General features: G+C 68.6%; 17 protein-coding genes and 2 pseudogenes. 9 read left to right on the top strand and 10 right to left on the bottom strand.

Features of this window, described 5'->3' with window-relative positions; genetic code table 11:
- The first annotated feature begins 230 nt into the window (after positions 1-230).
- Entirely contained in the window at positions 231-2,537 is a 2,307-nt protein-coding gene (locus ACV530_RS20135; protein WP_494333935.1) for an MMPL family transporter, read from the top strand.
- On the opposite strand, the gene mctP is transcribed toward ACV530_RS20135, so the two are convergent.
- Both mctP and ACV530_RS20145 read right to left on the bottom strand, forming a co-directional pair.
- Entirely contained in the window at positions 2,446-4,041 is a 1,596-nt protein-coding gene (gene mctP, locus ACV530_RS20140) for a monocarboxylate uptake permease MctP (RefSeq protein WP_494333936.1), read from the bottom strand. The genes ACV530_RS20135 and mctP overlap by 92 nt on opposite strands.
- Positions 4,038-4,301, bottom strand: coding sequence for a DUF3311 domain-containing protein (locus ACV530_RS20145; protein ID WP_494333937.1), 264 nt, complete (start codon positions 4,299-4,301; stop codon positions 4,038-4,040). Before ACV530_RS20145 ends, mctP begins: the two co-directional genes overlap by 4 nt.
- 167 nt (positions 4,302-4,468) lie before the next feature.
- On the opposite strand from ACV530_RS20145, the gene ACV530_RS20150 reads away from it, so the two are divergent.
- Together ACV530_RS20150 and ACV530_RS20155 are read left to right on the top strand one after the other, a co-directional pair.
- Positions 4,469-5,122 carry an HAD family hydrolase gene (locus tag ACV530_RS20150; protein ID WP_494333938.1) on the top strand — a complete coding sequence of 218 codons (654 nt, stop codon included), beginning with the start codon at positions 4,469-4,471 and terminating at the stop codon, positions 5,120-5,122.
- Positions 5,123-5,254: 132 nt separating this feature from the next.
- On the top strand, positions 5,255-5,776 hold the full coding sequence (locus tag ACV530_RS20155; protein ID WP_494333939.1) for a P-loop nucleotide/nucleoside kinase family protein: 522 nt from the start codon (positions 5,255-5,257) through the stop codon (positions 5,774-5,776).
- A 77-nt stretch (positions 5,777-5,853) separates the two neighbouring features.
- Here the strand turns inward: ACV530_RS20155 and ACV530_RS20160 are convergent, their stop codons facing one another.
- Together ACV530_RS20160 and ACV530_RS20165 are read right to left on the bottom strand one after the other, a co-directional pair.
- Positions 5,854-6,378 carry a DUF6879 family protein gene (locus ACV530_RS20160; protein WP_494333940.1) on the bottom strand — a complete coding sequence of 175 codons (525 nt, stop codon included), beginning with the start codon at positions 6,376-6,378 and terminating at the stop codon, positions 5,854-5,856.
- A gap of 169 nt (positions 6,379-6,547) precedes the next feature.
- Complete coding sequence (locus ACV530_RS20165) at positions 6,548-7,474, bottom strand: hypothetical protein (protein WP_494333941.1); 927 nt, start codon at positions 7,472-7,474, stop codon at positions 6,548-6,550.
- Positions 7,475-7,675: 201 nt separating this feature from the next.
- Here ACV530_RS20165 and ACV530_RS20170 point away from each other — a divergent pair, with 201 nt between their 5' ends.
- Entirely contained in the window at positions 7,676-8,209 is a 534-nt protein-coding gene (locus ACV530_RS20170; RefSeq protein WP_494333942.1) for a DUF6879 family protein, read from the top strand.
- A pseudogene (locus tag ACV530_RS20175) lies at positions 8,187-8,723 on the top strand (DUF6879 family protein); the annotation flags it as partial. The gene ACV530_RS20170 and the pseudogene ACV530_RS20175, both read left to right, overlap by 23 nt.
- Positions 8,724-8,886: 163 nt before the next feature.
- On the opposite strand, the gene ACV530_RS20180 reads toward ACV530_RS20175, so the two are convergent.
- Positions 8,887-9,480: a TetR/AcrR family transcriptional regulator gene (locus ACV530_RS20180; RefSeq protein WP_494333943.1), complete on the bottom strand. Its 594-nt coding sequence runs from the start codon at positions 9,478-9,480 to the stop codon at positions 8,887-8,889.
- A gap of 124 nt (positions 9,481-9,604) precedes the next feature.
- Between ACV530_RS20180 and ACV530_RS20185 the strand changes: the two genes are divergently transcribed.
- Entirely contained in the window at positions 9,605-10,714 is a 1,110-nt protein-coding gene (locus ACV530_RS20185) for an FAD-dependent oxidoreductase (protein ID WP_494333944.1), read from the top strand.
- A gap of 41 nt (positions 10,715-10,755) precedes the next feature.
- On the opposite strand, the gene ACV530_RS20190 is transcribed toward ACV530_RS20185, so the two are convergent.
- Entirely contained in the window at positions 10,756-12,144 is a 1,389-nt protein-coding gene (locus tag ACV530_RS20190; protein WP_494333945.1) for a DHA2 family efflux MFS transporter permease subunit, read from the bottom strand.
- A 101-nt stretch (positions 12,145-12,245) separates the two neighbouring features.
- On the opposite strand from ACV530_RS20190, the gene ACV530_RS20195 reads away from it, so the two are divergent.
- Entirely contained in the window at positions 12,246-12,953 is a 708-nt protein-coding gene (locus tag ACV530_RS20195; RefSeq protein WP_494333946.1) for an ArsR/SmtB family transcription factor, read from the top strand.
- Positions 12,954-13,396: 443 nt separating this feature from the next.
- Here ACV530_RS20195 and ACV530_RS20200 read toward each other — a convergent pair.
- Positions 13,397-14,164: pseudogene (locus ACV530_RS20200) on the bottom strand (T6SS phospholipase effector Tle1-like catalytic domain-containing protein); the annotation flags it as partial.
- Between the two features lie 126 nt (positions 14,165-14,290).
- Positions 14,291-14,701, bottom strand: coding sequence for a RidA family protein (locus ACV530_RS20205; protein WP_494333947.1), 411 nt, complete (start codon positions 14,699-14,701; stop codon positions 14,291-14,293).
- 192 nt (positions 14,702-14,893) lie between these two features.
- Between ACV530_RS20205 and ACV530_RS20210 the strand changes: the two genes are divergently transcribed.
- Positions 14,894-15,133 (top strand): hypothetical protein, encoded by a 240-nt coding sequence (locus ACV530_RS20210; protein ID WP_494333948.1) that lies wholly within the window; start codon positions 14,894-14,896, stop codon positions 15,131-15,133.
- A 6-nt stretch (positions 15,134-15,139) separates the two neighbouring features.
- On the opposite strand, the gene ACV530_RS20215 is transcribed toward ACV530_RS20210, so the two are convergent.
- Entirely contained in the window at positions 15,140-15,676 is a 537-nt protein-coding gene (locus tag ACV530_RS20215; RefSeq protein ID WP_494333949.1) for a helix-turn-helix domain-containing protein, read from the bottom strand.
- Between the two features lie 64 nt (positions 15,677-15,740).
- Here ACV530_RS20215 and def point away from each other — a divergent pair, with 64 nt between their 5' ends.
- Positions 15,741-16,313, top strand: coding sequence for a peptide deformylase (def, locus tag ACV530_RS20220; protein ID WP_494333958.1), 573 nt, complete (start codon positions 15,741-15,743; stop codon positions 16,311-16,313).
- Positions 16,314-16,323: 10 nt separating this feature from the next.
- Here def and ACV530_RS20225 read toward each other — a convergent pair whose 3' ends face one another.
- Positions 16,324-17,523, bottom strand: a complete 1,200-nt coding sequence (locus tag ACV530_RS20225) for an epoxide hydrolase family protein (protein ID WP_494333950.1) — start codon at positions 17,521-17,523, stop codon at positions 16,324-16,326.
- Positions 17,524-17,773 lie beyond the last annotated feature (250 nt).

Consider the following 17,773-nt stretch of genomic DNA (forward strand, 5'->3'; position numbering starts at 1 on the left):
GAGAGCGCACCCCCCTCGCTCTCTCCCGGCCCCTGACACCCCATCAAAAAACCGCGCGGTGGAGCGGCCCGGAGGAATTCCGGGCCGCTCCTCGCCGTGTATGCGGTACCGCGGGCATCCCGTGCGACGCGCCCTGACGGAGTAATGTGTCCGATTTCCGGCATGTTGTGATTAATCTACGGAGCGATTGATCAACGGCCCGTCCGACCCCCGTGAAGGACGCCCATGTGATGGCCTTCCGCACGCGCCGCCGCGCCCTGTGCACCCTGCTGCTGCTCGCCCTGGTGGCCCTGGCCGCCGGGCTCTGCAGTCGCGGGGTCGGGGAGCGGCTGGCGCCGGGCGGCTGGACGCCCGCTCACGCCGAGTCCACCCGGGCCGACGCCCTGCTGGCCGACCGCTTCGACGCCGGCCAGCCCCACCTGCTGCTGCTCGCGACCGCGAAGGGATCCGTCGACGCCGCTGAAGCCGAGGCCGCCGGAAGGGAGCTGACGGCCCGCCTCGCGACCGACCCGCGCGTCGCCTGGGTGCACGGCTACTGGCCGCAGCACCAGCCCGAGTTCCGCGGCCGCGACGGACACAGCGCCGTACTGGCCGTGCGCTTCGCCGGTGACGAGCGCGCGGTGCGGCAGGCGAGCAAGGCGGTGACCGAGCGCGAGACGAGCCACGGCGGAGGAACGCTGCGGATCGCGGTGGCGGGCGAATCCGCCCTGTTCTCCGAGATGGAACGCCTCAGCACCCAGGGCGCCATGATCGCCGAGATGATCGTGGCCCCGCTGGTGCTGCTGGTCCTGCTGTGGGTCTTCGGCAGCCTGGTCGCGGCCCTGCTGCCGGTCGTGGTGGGCGCCTTCGCCGTACTGGCCACGACCGCGCTGCTGCGGGTGCTCAGCGAGCTGATGACGGTGTCCATGTTCGTCCTCAACATCGCCACCGCGCTGGGCTTCGGCCTCGCGGTCGACTCCTGCCTGCTGATCGTCAGCCGCTACCGCGAGGAACTCGCCGACGGGGCGCAGCCGGTGACCGCCGCCGCGCATGCCATGCGCACCGCGGGCCGGGCGGTGGCCTTCTCCGCGACCACCGTCGCCGCCGCACTGGGCGCGCTGACGGTCTTCCCGCTGCCGCTGACCCGCTCCCTCGCGCTGGGCGGCGCGGTGGTCGCGGTCTGCTCGGCCGCCGGGGCGTTCCTGGTGCTGCCCGCGCTGCTGGTGCTCCTGGGAGAGCGCGTCAACTGCTGGGACCCGTTCGCCCGTTGGCGGTCCGATGTCCGCAGGCCGGTGGCGGAGGGCCGCTGGTACCGGCTGGCGCTGTGGGTCACCCGGCGGCCCGCGCCGGTCGCCCTGGGCACCCTGCTGCTGCTCGGCCTGCTCGCCTCGCCGGGCATCCAGGTCCGGTTCGGCATGTACGACGAGCGCATCCTGCCCGGCTCCTCACCGGTGGCCCGCGCATCCCAGCAGCTGCGCACCGACTTCCCCGACCTCAGCGACAACACGGCTGATGTGGTGCTGCCGGACGTCCACGTACTGCCGCCGTCAACCGAGCACTCCCGCGCGGCACTTCGCTCCGCTCCCGAGGAGCCCGCGGTGGACGACTACGCCTCCCGGCTGTCCGGCCTCCCCGGCGTACGGCAGGTGGCGACCGCCACCGGCGTCTACCGCGACGGGCGGCGCGTCGCCGAGGCCGGGCCCGAAGCGGCGGCTTTCACCGGCCCGGCCGGGACACGGCTGAGCGTCGAGCCCGGCGGTCCGGACTCCCCGCTGTCCCCCGCCGGACGCCGGCTGACCGAGCGGCTCCGGGCCGAACCCGCGCCCGTAACGCCCCTGGTGGGCGGGTCGGGCGCCCGGCTGACCGACACCGAGGACACCCTGACCGGCCCGATGCCGCTCGCCGTGCTGCTCACCGTGGCAGCGACCCTGCTGCTGCTCTTCGCCTACACCCGCAGCGTGCTGGTGCCGGTGAAGGCCGTCCTGCTGAACGCGCTCAGCCTGGCCGCCACCTTCGGCATCATCGTCGCCGTCTTCCAACAGGGCTGCCTGGAAGCCGTGATCGGCCCGTTGCGAGGCCCCGCCATCACGGACGTGGTGATTCCGGCGGTGATGTTCTGCACCGCCTTCGGCCTCTCCATGGACTACGAGGTCTTCCTCCTCTCCCGCATCCTGGAGGAGCACCGCCGGGGCACGCCGACCCCGCTCGCCGTCGCCACCGGCCTGCAGCGCACCGGCCGGCTGTTCACCTCCGCCGCCCTCGTCTTCGCCGTGGTGATGGCCTCGCTGGCCGCCTGCGACCTGGTGATGCTCCAACTCATCGGCTTCGGGCTGGCGGTGGCCGTCATCCTGGACTGCACGCTGGTGCGCGCCCTGCTGGTACCGGCGGTCATGACCCTGGCGGGCGGCGCGAACTGGTGGCCCGCCTCCCGGATCCGTCGTTCCCGGGAGGCGGGCAGCGGTCCGGTCAGCCGGCCGTCGTCGTCCGGAGCGGCCGATCCGCCGTGTAGTCCTCCGGTGAGGTCCGGTCCACCCCGTCGGGGACCTTCGCCGCCTTGAACACCAGCGTCAGCACCACCGCCACCACCACGTTCAGCACAAACGCGGTCAGGCCGATATACCCCTTCTCCCCGATGAAAGGGATCAGGTTCGTATTGCCGAAGTGATCCTGCGTCGCGCTCGGCGTTTCGTACGCCCGCCATGTCCCGTACGCCATGCCGACCGCCCACCCGGCGAACAGCGCCCACCGGTGGAACCAGCGGGTGAAGAGCCCGCCCACCAGTGCGGGCACGGTCTGGAGAATCCAGATCCCGCCCAGCAGCTGGAAGTTGATCGCCACCGTCTTGTCCATGGTGAGCACGAACACCAGCGCCCCGACCTTCACCAGCAGCGAGGCGAGCTTGGACACCTTGGCCTCGTGCTCGGGCGAGGCGTCCGGTTTGATGAAGTCCTTGTAGATGTTCCGCGTGAAGAGATTGGCCGCGGCAATCGACATGATGGCCGCGGGAACGAGCGCCCCGATCCCGATCGCGGCGAAGGCCACACCCGTGAACCAGTCCGGGAATTCCTTGGCGAACAGCTCCGGAATCGCCAACTGCCCGTTCTTCACCTTGATCCCGGCCGCCACCGCCATGAATCCGAGCATGGCCAGCAGACCGAGCATCAGCGAATACAGCGGAAGGATGGTGGTGTTCCGGCGAATGACCTCACGGCTCTTGCTCGACAGCACGGCCGTCACCGAATGCGGATAGAGGAACAACGCCATCGCCGACCCGAGCGCGAGCGTCGCATACGCCCACTGCGCGTCCGGCCCGCCGACGAGCGCACCGCGCGGCTTGCCGGTGGCGGGGTTCGTGGCGGCAAAGGCGTGGCCGGCCTTGGCGAAGATGTCACCGAACCCGCCCAGTTTGATCGGGATGTAGATGATGGCCACCGTGATGACGATGTAGATCAGCGCGTCCTTGACGAAGGCGATCAGCGCGGGCGCCCGCAGACCCGAGGAGTACGTGTACGCCGCGAGCACACCGAAGGCGATGAGCAGCGGCAGGTCCTTCACGAACCAGTTCGTGTTCTCCCCGCCGCCGACACCCATGACATCCAGCACGGCCTGAATTCCGACCAATTGGAGCGCGATGTACGGCATCGTCGCCAGAATTCCGGTCAGCGCGAGCGCCAGCGAGAGCCCCTTGGACCCGAACCGTCCGCGCACGAAATCCGAGGACGTGACATACCCGTGCTTGTGCGACACCGACCACAGCCGTGGCAGGAAGGTGAACACCAGCGGATAGCACAGGATCGTGTACGGCACCGCGAAGAACCCGGCCGCTCCGCCCGCGTAGATCGCCGCCGGAACGGCGACGAACGTGTACGCGGTATAGAGGTCGCCGCCCAGCAGGAACCAGGTGACCCACGTCCCGAACGACCGCCCGCCCAGCCCCCATTCATCGAGGTTGTCGGCATTCTCCGCCCGCCGCCACCGGGCGGCGAGAAAACCCATGACCGTCACGGCCAGGAAGAAGAAGATGAAGACGGCAAGCGCCACACCGTTGACGTCGTGCTTCACCGCGGCTCACCGCCCTTGCGGTCACGCTGGTGCTTGCGTACGAGCACGTACGCAATGACCGTGAGCACGGTCGAGATGAGCACCCACAGCATCTGGTACCAGTAGAAGAACGGGATGCCGATGAAGGCCGGCGTGAGCCGGGAGTAGGAGTCCACCCACAGCATCGCGACGAACGGTATGGCGAGACAGACTCCCGCCAGTACCAGCTGTAGGGACACGGTCGGTTTGTGATGGCTCTGCGGTGGTCCTGGTTCCGACATGCGGTGACTCCGTCCCCGTGTGCGATCACGTGCGTAATGCGCAGGAAATCTAAGGGAGGGCCCCTCCGGACGTCACCCCCTGTCCGGATATCGGTATGACAACGTCATGTCGGGGAGGGGAGGTTGGGGGTCTCATCGGCACCTTGTGCCCCCGTAGGCTCACGCTCATGACACTTCGCCCCTTTGACCTGGTGATTTTCGACTGTGACGGCGTACTGGTGGACAGTGAGCCCATCTACGCGCGCGTGGACGCCGAGGTGTTCGCCGACCTCGGCTGCCCCTTCACGGAGGAGGAGATCCTCGAGCGCTTCGTGGGTGTTTCGGGAGAGGCGCTCACCGCGGCGCTGGAGGAACGGCTGGGCCGTCGGCTGGAGGAGGGCTGGTGGAAGCCGTACCAGCCTTGGTACCAGGCGGCGTTGGAAGACCTGAAGCCCGTCGACGGCATCGCCGCCGTACTGGCCGAACTCGACGTCCCGTACTGCGTGGCCTCGAACGGCGGCCACGAACACATACGCCGCAACCTGCGCACCACCGGCCTCTACGACAGCTTCGACGACCGCCACATCTTCAGCGCCGAGGACGTCGAGCAGGGCAAGCCGGCCCCGGACCTGTTCCTGCACGCGGCGCGCAGCATGGGGATCGACCCGTCACGCTGCGCGGTGGTCGAGGACAGCGTCTACGGCCTGCGGGCGGCGCGGGCCGCCGGGATGCGGTCGTTCGGCTACCACGGGGGTGGGCTGGTGCCGGTGGAGCGGATGGAGGGGGAGGGGACGGTGTTGTTCGACGACATGCAGAAGTTGCCGTTGTTGCTGGGGGCGTAGCAGGTCAGGTGCCGGATCGGGCCGCGTCCAGGGCTCAGCCACAGGCAAGTGCGACTGAGTGCTTCGCCGAAGTCGTACCGGATTTCTGCTGTGCCTGTTGCCATGGCCCGTACGGCGCTAGCGTCGGGTCCCGTGATCGTATGGCTCAATGGCACCCATGGCGCAGGCAAGACGACGACCAGTGCACTCGTGCAGCAGTTGATCCCGGATTCACGGGTGTTCGACGCCGAGAAGGTCGGCGAGACGCTCATGGACATTACGCCAGGGCTGCCCTGGACGGGCAACTTCCAGCACTGGCCGCCGTGGCGGCCGCTCGTCGTCGAGACCGCCCGCCATGTACTCGACTACGTTGGCGGCACTCTGGTGATCCCCATGACTGTCCTGGTCGAGCAGTACTGGCGCGAGATCAGCGCGGGCCTTGCCCAACATGCCATTCCAGTACGACACTTCGTCCTCCACGCCGACCAGGACACCCTCCGCGAGCGCATCGAGGGGGACACCCTTATGGGCCCCTCCCCATTCCGTCTCGAACACCTTGAGCCCTACGCCGAGGCGGCCCGCACCTGGCTGCACGGCGAGGCCGAGGTCGTCGACACCACGCACCTCACGGCCACCCAGGCCGCCCTGCAGATCGCAGAGGCCGTCAAGAGCTGAGAGATCCACCCGCCACGGGCTGCTGCCTACGCACGTACAGGCGGAGAGACGGGTATGAGCTGACCGTTTCTGTGCCCCTAAACCGTGAACTCTTCGTGTGGAACCGCGCGTTCCCATGTGGCTTCGAACGCAGACGAGCACAGCGCCACGATTGCCGGGTCCTCGCACATTTCCCCGCTTGCCGATGCGCCATCACCCGTGAAGTGATTGAACCTGACCAGTCGGTCGTCGAAGACCCAGAAGTCGTTGCCGGGCAACCTCAGGTCCGAGGCCCGCCGTCGGGGGAGCCAACGGACGGACTCACCTGCGGCAATGTTGGTGAACGTACCGCTGTGTTCGAACCTGATGTACTCGCTGACTGGTTCCGACACGATTCGCGCACGACGGATGGATACGCCCCGGCCGACGGTTTCGGACACGAGGTCCAGCCATGGGCGCCACCACGAGGCACGGTCGGTGGGGTCATGTCTGTGCCCGGCCTTCCAAGCGGCGAGGCCCGACTTCTCGTAGTCCACGGCGTACGAGTCCCGCATCTCCAGATGAACGGCCGACCGTTCGCTGCTGCGCAGCAACTCCTCAAAGCTTGGCACGCTCTGCGACATCACACGCCTCCCCGGTTCGTAACGTGTCGAATCGGCACACAATTTGATGCAACTTCGTCTCGAGGAAGCGTCGCTTTTTCGTGCGTTACGCTTCCTGATAACTGAGTCCGCCGCCCCGCAGCGGCCCGGGTCAACTGTCATCGGCGAAATCCGTGGACGACACGTGGTGTCACCTCCGCAGGGCGGCCCGCACCGCTGCTGCCCCACGCGCGGTGGTTTCGGCAGCTGTCCGATGTTCGGAGTCCAGTCGGCAGTCGCGGCAGAGCGTCTCCCCGTTCACGGGGACGAAGAGTAGCGGCTGGATGTGACTGCTGCCCTGGCACTCACGCGCCTGCGCGAGCCGTGGCGTCAACGGGTCACGTTTGACCGGCTGTTGACGCGCGATGGGCGGGACCTCGGGCATCTTGCGCACGAGCCGGTTGTGCAGCAGCGCCGCGGCGTGATGCAGGGGCTCGGGAAGCCCCGCCGTCAACGCCTCCCGTACCTCCGCGACCGAAGCCCCGCGCAGCAGCCACTCACCCACGAGCGGTGCGAGCCACTTGACCTCCTTGCCGGTCAGGCGTAGCCGCCGGTCCTGGTGCGACATGGCGCCGAGCACGAGCGCACCGCGCTCGGCGAAGGGGTGTTGGGGTTCGGGCTCGGGGTCGGGGTCGGTGCGGGAGGGCTGGGAGGGCGGGTGGTGAATGTTCCCCTTATTGGTGTTCTTAGGGGAACGGCCGACCGACCGGGGGCTCGGCCCACCGACGGCCGGTTTCAAAGGAGTCGGCCGGAAGCCGTCGCGGATCGCGGCGGCCTCGTCGGCGCTCAGCGGTACGTTCGACACGAGCTGCGTCGTGGCCCAGCGCCCGCGCGGCCCTTGGTGACGCCACTCGTGCACGTAGCCCTCGGCGGTCAACTCCCGCTTGGCGCGCTGGAATCCGTAGTTCTTGATCCCGGCGCGCTCGGCGGCGTCCGAGAGCGACAGACGTTCCGGGTCGGGGAGCGACAGCACCCATAGCAGGAGCCGGACGGCGTCCGAGCCGAGGCGTGGGTGACGGATGAGTTCGTTCGGTGCCTGGGTGAAGAAGCGCGTGGGCGCGATAACATGCGCGAGCATCTGCGGGGAGCCCTGTCTCCTGGTGGGTGTAGACCCCTGATCCGGCCCTAATCCGGCATCAGGGGTCGCTTCGTTTGCGGCACGAAGCGGCCTGATGCGGGGAACGTAACCCGGCTTCGCGTGGGTTTGGGTGGGCGTTGGGGCACTCAACACCCGTGTGGGTTACGGGAGAAGCCGGTTCGGTGACGTTACAGTGCCACCGTGGCAGAGCTGATTCCCTTTGACGAGATCACCTACCTCTTCACGGACTTCGAGCACACGGCCTGGCGCCTCGAGACCCGGCGCGGCTATGCGTCGGATCGGCAAAGCCCTAAATGGGAGCGCTTCCAGCGAGGAGAAGCGCTCGGATTCAGGCCGGATCACCCTTGGCATGCCAACGTGCGAGCACAGACGGAGCGGGGCAAGCGCTTCGAACGGGTCCGGCTCGTCGACGACCCGCCCACCGAGGGGCAGCGCTTTCTGCTGGCCAGCGGCCTGGGCAACGTCGAGGCGGGCGAGGACATCCGCAACTTGTACCGCGCGGAGGCGCAGCGCATCGGGCTGCCGGACTACGACTTCTGGTTGTTCGACTCCAGGACGGTCGTCAAGTTCGTCATCGACGACGAGGACGTCACGGTTGGAGTCCAAGTCCTGGAGGATCCCGCGACCGTCGTTCACGCCTGCCAGATCCGTGATGCGGCGTGGCATCACGCCGTGGCGACAAAGGAGTTCCGTGCCGGTGCTCATCAGCTTTGACGAGTTCGACGGGATGTTTGAGACGTTCGAGCACACGGCCTGGCGCCTGGAGACTCGTCGCACCTACCAGTCGGACGAGGAGACCGAGACCTATCGGCGCTTCACCCGGGGCGAGGACGCCGGGTACGACCTGGACGATGCCTGGTGCACATCCCGCCGCCAACAGGCCGCACTCGGCAAGCGGTTCGAGCGCGTGCGGATCGTCGACAACCCGCCCACGCAAGGCCAGCTCTACCTTCTCGACGGAGCGCGCCGTAACACGGCCGTAGGGGAAGAGATCCGCAACCTCTGGCGGACCACGGCAGAGGAGCTTGCGCTGCCGGCCGAAGATTTCTGGCTCTTCGACTCGCGTGTGGTGGCGCTACTGCACTTCGACGACACGGATCGCATGACCGGCGTAGAGCTGATCACGGAGCCGGTGCAGGTGGTCCGTTACTGCCAGGTCCGTGATGCTGCCTGGCATTACGCCGTCCCTCATGAAGAGTTCTCCGCTCGGGTAGCTTCCGGTGGGTGACCACTGATTTTCAGCGAGGACAGGATCGCCCTCGGTGCGCGGGAAGCCTGGCTGAGGGGAGTGGCGGCGCCTTCAGGTGGCTTGCGTGGTGGCGTAGTTGCTCAGGTTGAACCTGTGAGAGCGCGCACGTGTCCGTGCGCGCCGGGGCCCCGCACAGACCGGGTCAGTTGCCCGGGTGGGAGGCCGTCCAGCCGTGTTCGAGCAACGCGAAGGCCTCGTCGGCTGCGCGGCTCGGCTCGGCGTGTCGCAGGACGAGGCCGCGAGCCTCAAGGGCGAAACGAGCCAGGGCGGCGCAGCTGATGTCGTCCTCGGGGGCGCCGACAGCCTCGGCGATGGCCCGCGCCAGGGCCGCTTCGTGGCGCGTCCACATGCGGTGGGCGTAGTCGCGCAGCGCAGGAGTCTCCTGCACCATGCGCGTGAAATCGGCGAACCGCGGGTCCGTGGCATGGACGGCGAACTGGGTCTGCTTCAGCAGGATGTGCTCGCGCAGCGCCTGCGGGATCGACTTGCCGGGGGTGCGGTCGCGCACGGCGGCGACGAGCGCTGCCTCCAGGTCGTCGTCCTGGTCGAAGACCAGGGCTTCCTTGCCGGAGAAGTGCTTGAACAAGGTGGTTACCGAGACGTCGGCGGCGTCGGCGACGTCCTTGACGCCGACCTGGTCATAGCCGCGGTCTAGGAAGAGCTCGAGTGCGGCGTCGGCCAGGGACTGGCGGGTCTGGGCCTTCTTGCGCTCGCGGCGCCCGGTCGGTTCGGTCACTCGCCCACCGTACCTCAGAGTGGAGCGACTGTGAAAGTTTAGTCGTTGCACTTATTTGGTGGGTGTGCTTTCTTGGTGAGGCCGGACCTCCCAGCGGCTCACCCATCTCCCGAGGGGGACTCCCATGAACTCTGCTCCTGAACCCCGCATCGCGATTGTCGGCGCCGGCCTCGGCGGCCTCACCTGCGCCCGAGTCCTGCAGCAACACGGCCGCTCCGTCACCGTCTTCGAACGCGAGGCCTCCGCCGACGCCCGTCCGCAGGGCGGCACCCTCGACCTGCACGCCGACACCGGCCAGGCCGCCCTGCGTGCGGCGGGGCTCCTCGACCGGTTCCAAGCCCTCTCCCGCCCCGAAGGAGAGGAATGGCGCGTGCTCGACTTCACCAACGCCGCCCTCCTGGCGCATGAGGGGCCTTCCGCCGCCGGCGGCCGCCCGGAGATCGACCGAGGCCAACTGCGCGGGCTGCTCCTGGACTCGCTCACCGAGGGCACGGTGCGGTGGGACCACGCCGTCACCGGGGTCACCCCGCTGACGGACGGCACCTGCCGGCTGCTCTTCGGTGACGGCACCGCCGAGGACTTCGACCTGGTGGTCGGCGCCGACGGCGCCTGGTCGCGCGTCCGCCCGGCCCTGTCGGATGCCGCACCCGGCTACACCGGTGTCACCTTCGTCGAGACCGGATTCGACCACTGCGACACCCGCCATCCCGACCTCGCGCGGCTGGTCGGCAACGGATCGATGCTGGCGAAGGGCGTCGGCAGGTCCCTGGTCGCCCAGCGCAACAGCAACGGCCACATCCGCGCCTACATCGCGCTCCGCGCGCCGGAGGACTGGCACATGGCTGCCGGTATCGACCTCGACGACCAGCGGGCTGTGCGGACACACCTGCTGAGGATGTTCGACGGCTGGGACGAGAGCCTGCGCTACATCCTGCGGAACGGCGACAACGGGTTCACCAACCGGTCCCTCTTCGTCCTGCCCGCCCCGCACACCTGGGAGCACGTTCCCGGTGTCACGCTGCTCGGCGATGCCGCGCACCTGATGCCCCCGGTTGGGCTGGGTGCCAATCTCGCCATGCTTGACGGCTCCGACCTCGCCCACGCCCTCGTCACCGAATCCAGCGTCGACGACGCCGTCCGCGCCTACGAGAGCATCATGCTGCCGCGCTCGATCGAGGCCGCGACGGGCAGCGCGCAGGGGCTCGACCACCTCGTTCCCGCGACGACCTCCTGAGCCGAGTGCGGCGTCGGTCCCGGAACGACGCCGCCCTTGGGTCAGCCGGCGTCGCGCGGCACGAAGCGGAATGCCAGCACGGCGGCAGCCAGGAATCCGCATCCGCCGATGGCCATGGCGATGTGCAGCCCCGGAATGAATTGCCCGGCGGCCAGCGTGCCGAAGAGCGCGACGCCAATGGAACTGCCCATCTGCCGCGCGGTATTGAAAGCGGCGGACACCACCCCGCCGAGCTCCGGGGAAGCGGATTCCATGATGGCGGCGGTGGCGGTCGGCATGGTGAACGCCATCCCGAAACCGGTCACCGCCATGGGCCCGGCGAGGACGGCATAGGACGTACCGGCGTCGGCGAGCAGCCAGCCGAGCAGCCCCACCGCCCCGATCAGGGGCCCGGTCACCAAGGGCAGGCGCGGGCCGGTGCGTGCACTGACCCGTCCGGCCAGGGCCGAGGCCACCGTGCCGAAGGCCGCGGCGGGGAGGATCGCGGCGCCGGTCCGCAGGGCGTCGTAATGACGGACGTCGTGGAAATAGAGCGGGGCGAGGAAGAGCATTCCGTAGAACCCCATGTTGAGCAGCACGCCAATGGCCGCACAGGCGGAGAAGCCGCTGTTGCGGAAGAGCCCGAGCGGCAGCATCGGCCATCGTGACCGCGCCTCGAGATACAGGAACGCCGCGGTTCCGATGACGAACGCGCCCCAGGAGGCGAGGACAAGCGGATGCGTCCAGCCGCGCGGCCCGGCCTCGTTGAGCCCGGTCGCCAGCCCGGCCAGGCTCACCACGGCGGCGGCCTGGGCAGGAACGTCCAGCCCCGAGCGCGCTGCCGATTTCGGCGGCGACGGTACGTACTTGACGGTCAGAGCCACCGCGGCAATTCCCACCGGCAGATTGACGAAAAACACCGTCCGCCAGCCACCCGGGCCCGAGACGAGCACACCTCCGAGCACCGGTCCCGCTGCAGCCGCGAGCGCCGAGACCGCGCCCCAGATGCCGAACGCGCGTGCCCGCGCCGCCCTGTCCGTGTACGCGGCACGCAGCAGCGACAGCGACGCGGGCACCATCAGCGCTGCCCCCGCGCCCTGCACCAGCCGGGAGAGGACGAGCCCGGCCGGCGAGAATGCCGCACCGCACGCGACGGACGCCCCGGTGAAGACAATCAGCCCGCTCACGAACACGGCCTTCGTACCGCGCCGGTCACCCAGCCCACCACAGAACAGCAGCAGTGCGGCGAATACGAGCGTGTAGCCGTCAACGATCCATTGCAGCCCGGAAACTCCGGTATGCAGTCCTGTGCTGATGGCAGGCATGGCGACGGTCACCACTGTCGCATCGAGAATCACCATGAAGTAGCCCAGGCATATGGCCAGCAGTGGCAGTCGTGCAGCTCCGCGATGAATGGTGGGCGGTGCCGCAGGGGGCGTCGTTGTGAGCATGGTGGGGAGTGTGTCGCCGTTCCGGTACGGCGCTCGGCGAAGCGTTTTCGACGTACACGTTTCGCCGGGCACCGAAATATCCACCGCATACGCTGACGCCCATGCTTCTCACCACCGACACGGAGGCGGACATCGCCCATGTCGCGGCGGCCATAGGCGACCCGTCACGCGCGAAGGTGCTCCTCGCACTGGCCGGCGGCGACGCCCTGCCCGCCAGCGCCCTCGCCGCCGAGGCGGGAGTCGGCAACTCGACCATCAGCGCCCACCTCACCAAGCTCCGCGCGGCGAAGCTCCTCACCGTCGAGCACGACGGCCGCCACCGTTACTACCGTCTCGCCTCGACGGACGTCGCCCGTGCCCTCGAACAACTCGCCTTGATCGCCCGCCCATTGCCCCCACCGAACTCGCTGGTCGGCGACCATCGCACCAAGGCCCTCCTCCGAGCCCGCCTTTGCTACGACCACCTGGCGGGCCGGCTCGGCGTCTCCCTCATGAGCGCCCTCCAGGACCGCGACATCCTGGTGGCCGACTCGACGCCCGACCCCGCCTACCGGCTCACACCGCGCGGCACACGCGAACTGACCGACCTGGGCGTCGACTTGGAACACGTCCTGAGCCGCCGCCCCGCCGTCCGCTACTGCGTCGACTGGGCCGAGAAGCGTCACCACCTCGCGGGCGCCCTGGGCGGCGCGCTCACGGCGCGCATGTTCGCCCTGGGCTGGCTGCAGCGCGGGAAGCATCGCCGTGTGGTGCGCGTGACGGATGTCGGCCGCGAGCGGCTGGGGGAGGTGTTCGGTGTGAAGTCGTAGGTAGAAGCACAGGTCGGCAACACACGGCGGAGACGGTTGGAGAACACGCATCGTGTCCGGGCGAGCAGATCACGAAATCGCCCGCGCCGACTGATCTCTGGTCTTTGGCCGACGGCGTTTCGCGGTAGCGGCTCGATGCGCACCTGCGCCGGATCACTGAGGTATGCGACGAGCTTCTCAGGGCGGTAGCGGCCGTCCTTGTCGTAGCGGATCTTCGCCGACTCCTCCAGGGCTTCGAACCCGCGCGGGCCGTCGTTGCCGATGGGCCGGTGGTAGGCCGGCAGCAGGCGGTACAGGCATTTCCGCGAGTTGTGCAGTTTGCCCAGCGGATTGGGGTGCACCTGGAAGTCCGTCCTCGTGGCAGGGACCATCCGCTCAGGGCCGGCGGCGTTCAGCACCTCGCCGTCGAACTCCAGCTTGTACCGTTCGGCCTGTTGGACCATCCACAGCAGGGCCAAGTCGGACAGCGACGTGTCCGAAAAGCCGCCGCCCACGTCGCAGTGCGAGCCACTGAACCACACCTGCTTCAGCTCCTGGCCCTTGGCCCCAGGCTGCTGCTCCCACAGCGTCGGCTTGAAGGGCGGGCGCTCCTCGTCGATGGCCAGCGCCTGGAACGCGCCGTCGACCCGGCGGCTGAGCTTGGTGTCATGGAACCTCGAGGACCTGTTGAACAGGTACAGCAGCGGAGTCGCCCAGCGCCCGCCCAGCCGGGGGATACCGAGCGATCCCACCGTGTCCCACACCCCGATGAACCTGATCCGCGGCTCGTGCGCGTACGCCCGCCGGAACAGCACGGACGCGACCCCGCTCGGCTCCTCCAGCCGGTCCCGGTACAACGCCCACGCCTGCTCGAGCCGACCCGCGTTCTCCCGCCGCAATACTCCGCAGTTGCGGATCAGCCCGGCCAGACTCCGAGCGGTGAACGCACCCCGGCTGAACCCGAACAGATACAGCTCGTCCCCCGGCTCGTAGTTGTCCACCAGGAACCGGTACGCGTCGACCACGTTCCGCGACAGCCCCCACCCGAACGCCCCACCCGACAGCCGGTCCCACCAGTGGGTGCCGACCCCCGGGTGGTAGTACACGCGCTGTTCCGTGCCCCTCGAACCCCGGGGCAGGATCGCCAGCGCCACCTTGGTGACATTCGTCTTGTCGCGCCGGTCCGGCTTGTCCCACGTCCCGTTGCAACACACGACCAAGCGCTTGACCATGCCGTCCCTCCCCACCCGAGGGAGATGCTTCTCCTCCCCACGCTAGAGCCCTCTCGAAGGCACCGCACCGCGGTGTAACGGCCCTGGGGCATCAGGACGGCGAAGGCTGCGGCGGGGCGGGCATGATCAGGAATCGAGCACTGCGGCGACGGCCTCGATCTCGACGAGCTGGTCCTGGTAACCGAGCATGGTGACGCCCATCAAGGTGCTGGGGACGTCGTGGTCACCGAACGCGTCCCGCACCACTTCCCACGTGGCCACCAGGTCCTCCCGTCGAGCTGATGCGACGAGGACCCTGGTGCTGATGACGTCCTGGAGGGTCGCGCCGGCGGCCGTGAGGGCAGTCCGCATGTTCTCGATGGCTTTCGTCGCCTGGCCCGCATAGTCCCCGACTGCTGCCGTGGAGCCGTCGTCGTTCAGCGGGCACGCCCCGGCCAGGAAGATCAGCCGAGACTCGGCGGGCGCCGTGACCGCATAGGCGTACTCGGCCACGTCGGAGAGGGAAGTGGAGCGGATCAAGGTGATGGCGCGGGCCAAGGTCGTCGGGTCCTTTCGCGTCGGGTGCGGGGCGCGGACATCCGCCGAGTGCGGCTGGCTCACGCGGACCTGAACGGATGGGCCGGGAGCGCCCGTCACTGACGTGTGCCGGATGGAACAAGCGGGCGACGGGGTAGGCCAATACGGGGGATCGGGGGACGTGCCAACCACGAGGAGAGCATCATCGCCGACATGACCGACACCCCGTGCCCCGGCCCGCACCACTTCTGCAAAGGGTGCAGAGGCAGGGGGATTTGCGACGGCCCGACGCTCTACGTCAGCGGGTCCGGCCTGGCCGGCGAGATGATGGCGGCCCACAAGTGCTTCGCATGCCACGGGCGAGGGTTCTTCTGCAAGGCGACCCCACTGTGCGACGAAGACCATGAGAGCGGCACGCACGTCATCGCGCCGGACGCCGTGCCGCCCGTTTGACGCGCTTCAGTCCTGGCTCGCGTCCTCCGGAAGCAGGGGGAACAGGCGGGTGATGAGTGCGACCGGGCGGGCATCGTCGGGCCGGGCCAGCGGCCGTTGTTCGCGGTTCTGGTAGGGAGCCAGCACCCGTTGGATGGAGGCGGCGACGCGGCGCATCTCCTCGGGGGTGAGGTAGGCGACGGCGCTGAACGCTTCGTCCTCGCGCCACTCCGGCGGCGCTTCGGCCCGGCGGTCGAGCCACCGCTGCCAGCTCTCGTCCTCCAGGCCGCGGGCCAAGTCGCCGAAGTCGTCGGCAGGAGCTGCGGAGTTCGGCTGACGCAGGCGCCAAGGGCGGGCGCGGCCCCCGCCGCGGGGCGCTTCTTCGATGTGGCCGTGGCGGGCCAGCTGCCGTAGGTGGAACGAGCAGAGGCCGGAGCTCCAGCCCAGGCGGTCAGCCGCTTCGGTTGCCGTGACGGTGCCGACTTCGGCGAGCAGGTCCAGCAGGGCGGTGCGGACCTCGTGCTCACGCAGTCCTTCACCGGCCTCGATGTCTTCTTCAGTCACTTTGCAAAGTCTGCTACTTTGCAAAGCGCCGCGCAAGGAGCCGCGCAAAGAGGGGAAGACTGCGATGTCCGTTCAGGGGTCAGTGCGCCGGATCACGGTGGTGGGGGAGGAGGTGCTCGACCGTCCGTGCCGGGAGGTGACCGAGTTCGGTACGCCGGAGCTGTCGGCGCTGATCGACGACATGTTCGTGACCATGCACGTGGCGGATGGCGCCGGCCTGGCCGCCAACCAAGTGGGCGTCGATCTGCGGCTGTTCGTGTACGACTGCCAGGACGACGACGGCGTCCGGCATGTCGGCCACGTCATCAACCCGGTACTCGACCTCCCCGAACCGGGCGACCGGCGGCTCATCGACGAGTACGAGGGATGCCTGTCCGTGCCGGGGGCCGGTATGGTCGTGCCGCGTACCGACCGTGCTGTGGTGCGGGGATACGACAAGGACGGCAATCCCGTCGTGATCGAGGGAACGGGGTACTTCGCCCGCTGCCTGCAGCACGAGACCGATCACCTTTACGGTCGGCTCTACATCGACCGCCTCTCCAAGCGCGACCGCAAGGACGCGCTTCGGCAGATGGCCGGCCGCCGCGACGAGGTCTTCGCTCAACGCGCCGAAAGGGCCGCGGCTTTGGGTGGATGAGCTGTCGTCATCAACGGATGCTGAGCCGCAGTCCGCGGAAGAAAGCCCGGATGTCGTCGATGAGCAGGTCGGGCTCCTCCATCGCGGCGAAGTGACCTCCCCTGTCGAACTCCGTCCATCGGACGATGTTGTTCGTGCGTTCCGCGATGTGACGCAGGGCGATGAAGTTCTCCTTCGGGAACGCCGCGAACGCGGTGGGTGTCGACGAGGGCTCGGGCGGGGTGCCCCAGTAGTCGGCGTGGGTGCGCTCGTAGTAGATCCGAGCTGAGGAGCCTGCGGTCCGCGTCAGCCAGTACAGCATCACGTTGGTCAAGAGGTGGTCGCGTTCGACGGCGTCCTCCGGCCGGTCGTGCGAGTCCGTCCACTCCTTGAATTTCTCGGCGATCCAGGCGAGTTGGCCCACCGGGGAATCAGTGAGGGCGTAGGCGAGGGTCTGCGGGCGGGTGGACTGGATATCGGCGTAACCCTGCTTGTCACGGTTCCAGGCCTGCAACCGTTCCCAGGATGCCACGGTGCGCTCGCGCTCGGCCGGGCTGAGCCCGGCCAGCTCTTCGTCGGCCGGCTCGGCTGTTGCCCCGGCGCCGGGGATCAGGTTCAGATGGACGCCGATGACCTGGTCCGAGCGGATGCGGCCGAGCTCGCGGGAGATGGCCGCGCCCCAGTCGCCTCCCTGCGCGCCGTAGCGCTCGTACCCCAGGCGCCGCATCAGTTCGCCGAAGGCCGCGGCAACGCGCCGGTATTCCCAGCCCGTCTCCCGCGTGGGGCCCGAGAGCCCGAAGCCCGGGATGCTCGGCAGCACCAGATGGAACGCGTCGGCGGGGTCGCCACCGTGAGCCCGGGGGTCGCTGAGAGGGCCGGCGATCCGCTCGAACTCCGCGATGGAACCGGGCCAGCCGTGCGTGATGACCAGAGGTGTGGCATCCGGTTCCGGAGAACGGATGTGGGCGAAGTGGATGTCCGCGCCATCGATCGTGGTCATGAACTGCGGCCACTGGTTCAGTCGGGCCTCCGCAGCCCGCCAGTCGTATGCGTGCCGCCAGTAGAGGGCGAGCTCTTTGAGGTAGTCGCGCGGGACGCCGTAATCCCAGCCGACGCCGGGCAGTTCATCCGGCCACCGGGTGTGGTCGAGGCGGTAGTGCAGATCCTCCAGATCGCTGTCCGGAATTGCGATACGGAACGGTCGGATGGACGCGTCGGGCAATGTCGTCATAGCGGTGCAGCATAGGCATGGTCACGCGTTTGGCCGACGGCACGTCAGCGGTGAGTTGGAGCGCGTCGATTAATAACGTGCAACCTCGTGGGGTCGGTTGTCGTTGTCCTGGTGTGGGTGTGTCTGGGGACGTGGGCAGTGCGCTGGCGGTGAAGTTCAGGGAGCTCTTCCCTCATCTCGATGAGCGGCAGCGGCGGTTGGTGATAGGAGCTGAAGCGCGGGCGCTGGGGCATGGAGGGATGAGGGCGGT

It is taken from the genome of Streptomyces sp. SX-6 (assembly GCF_059089585.1).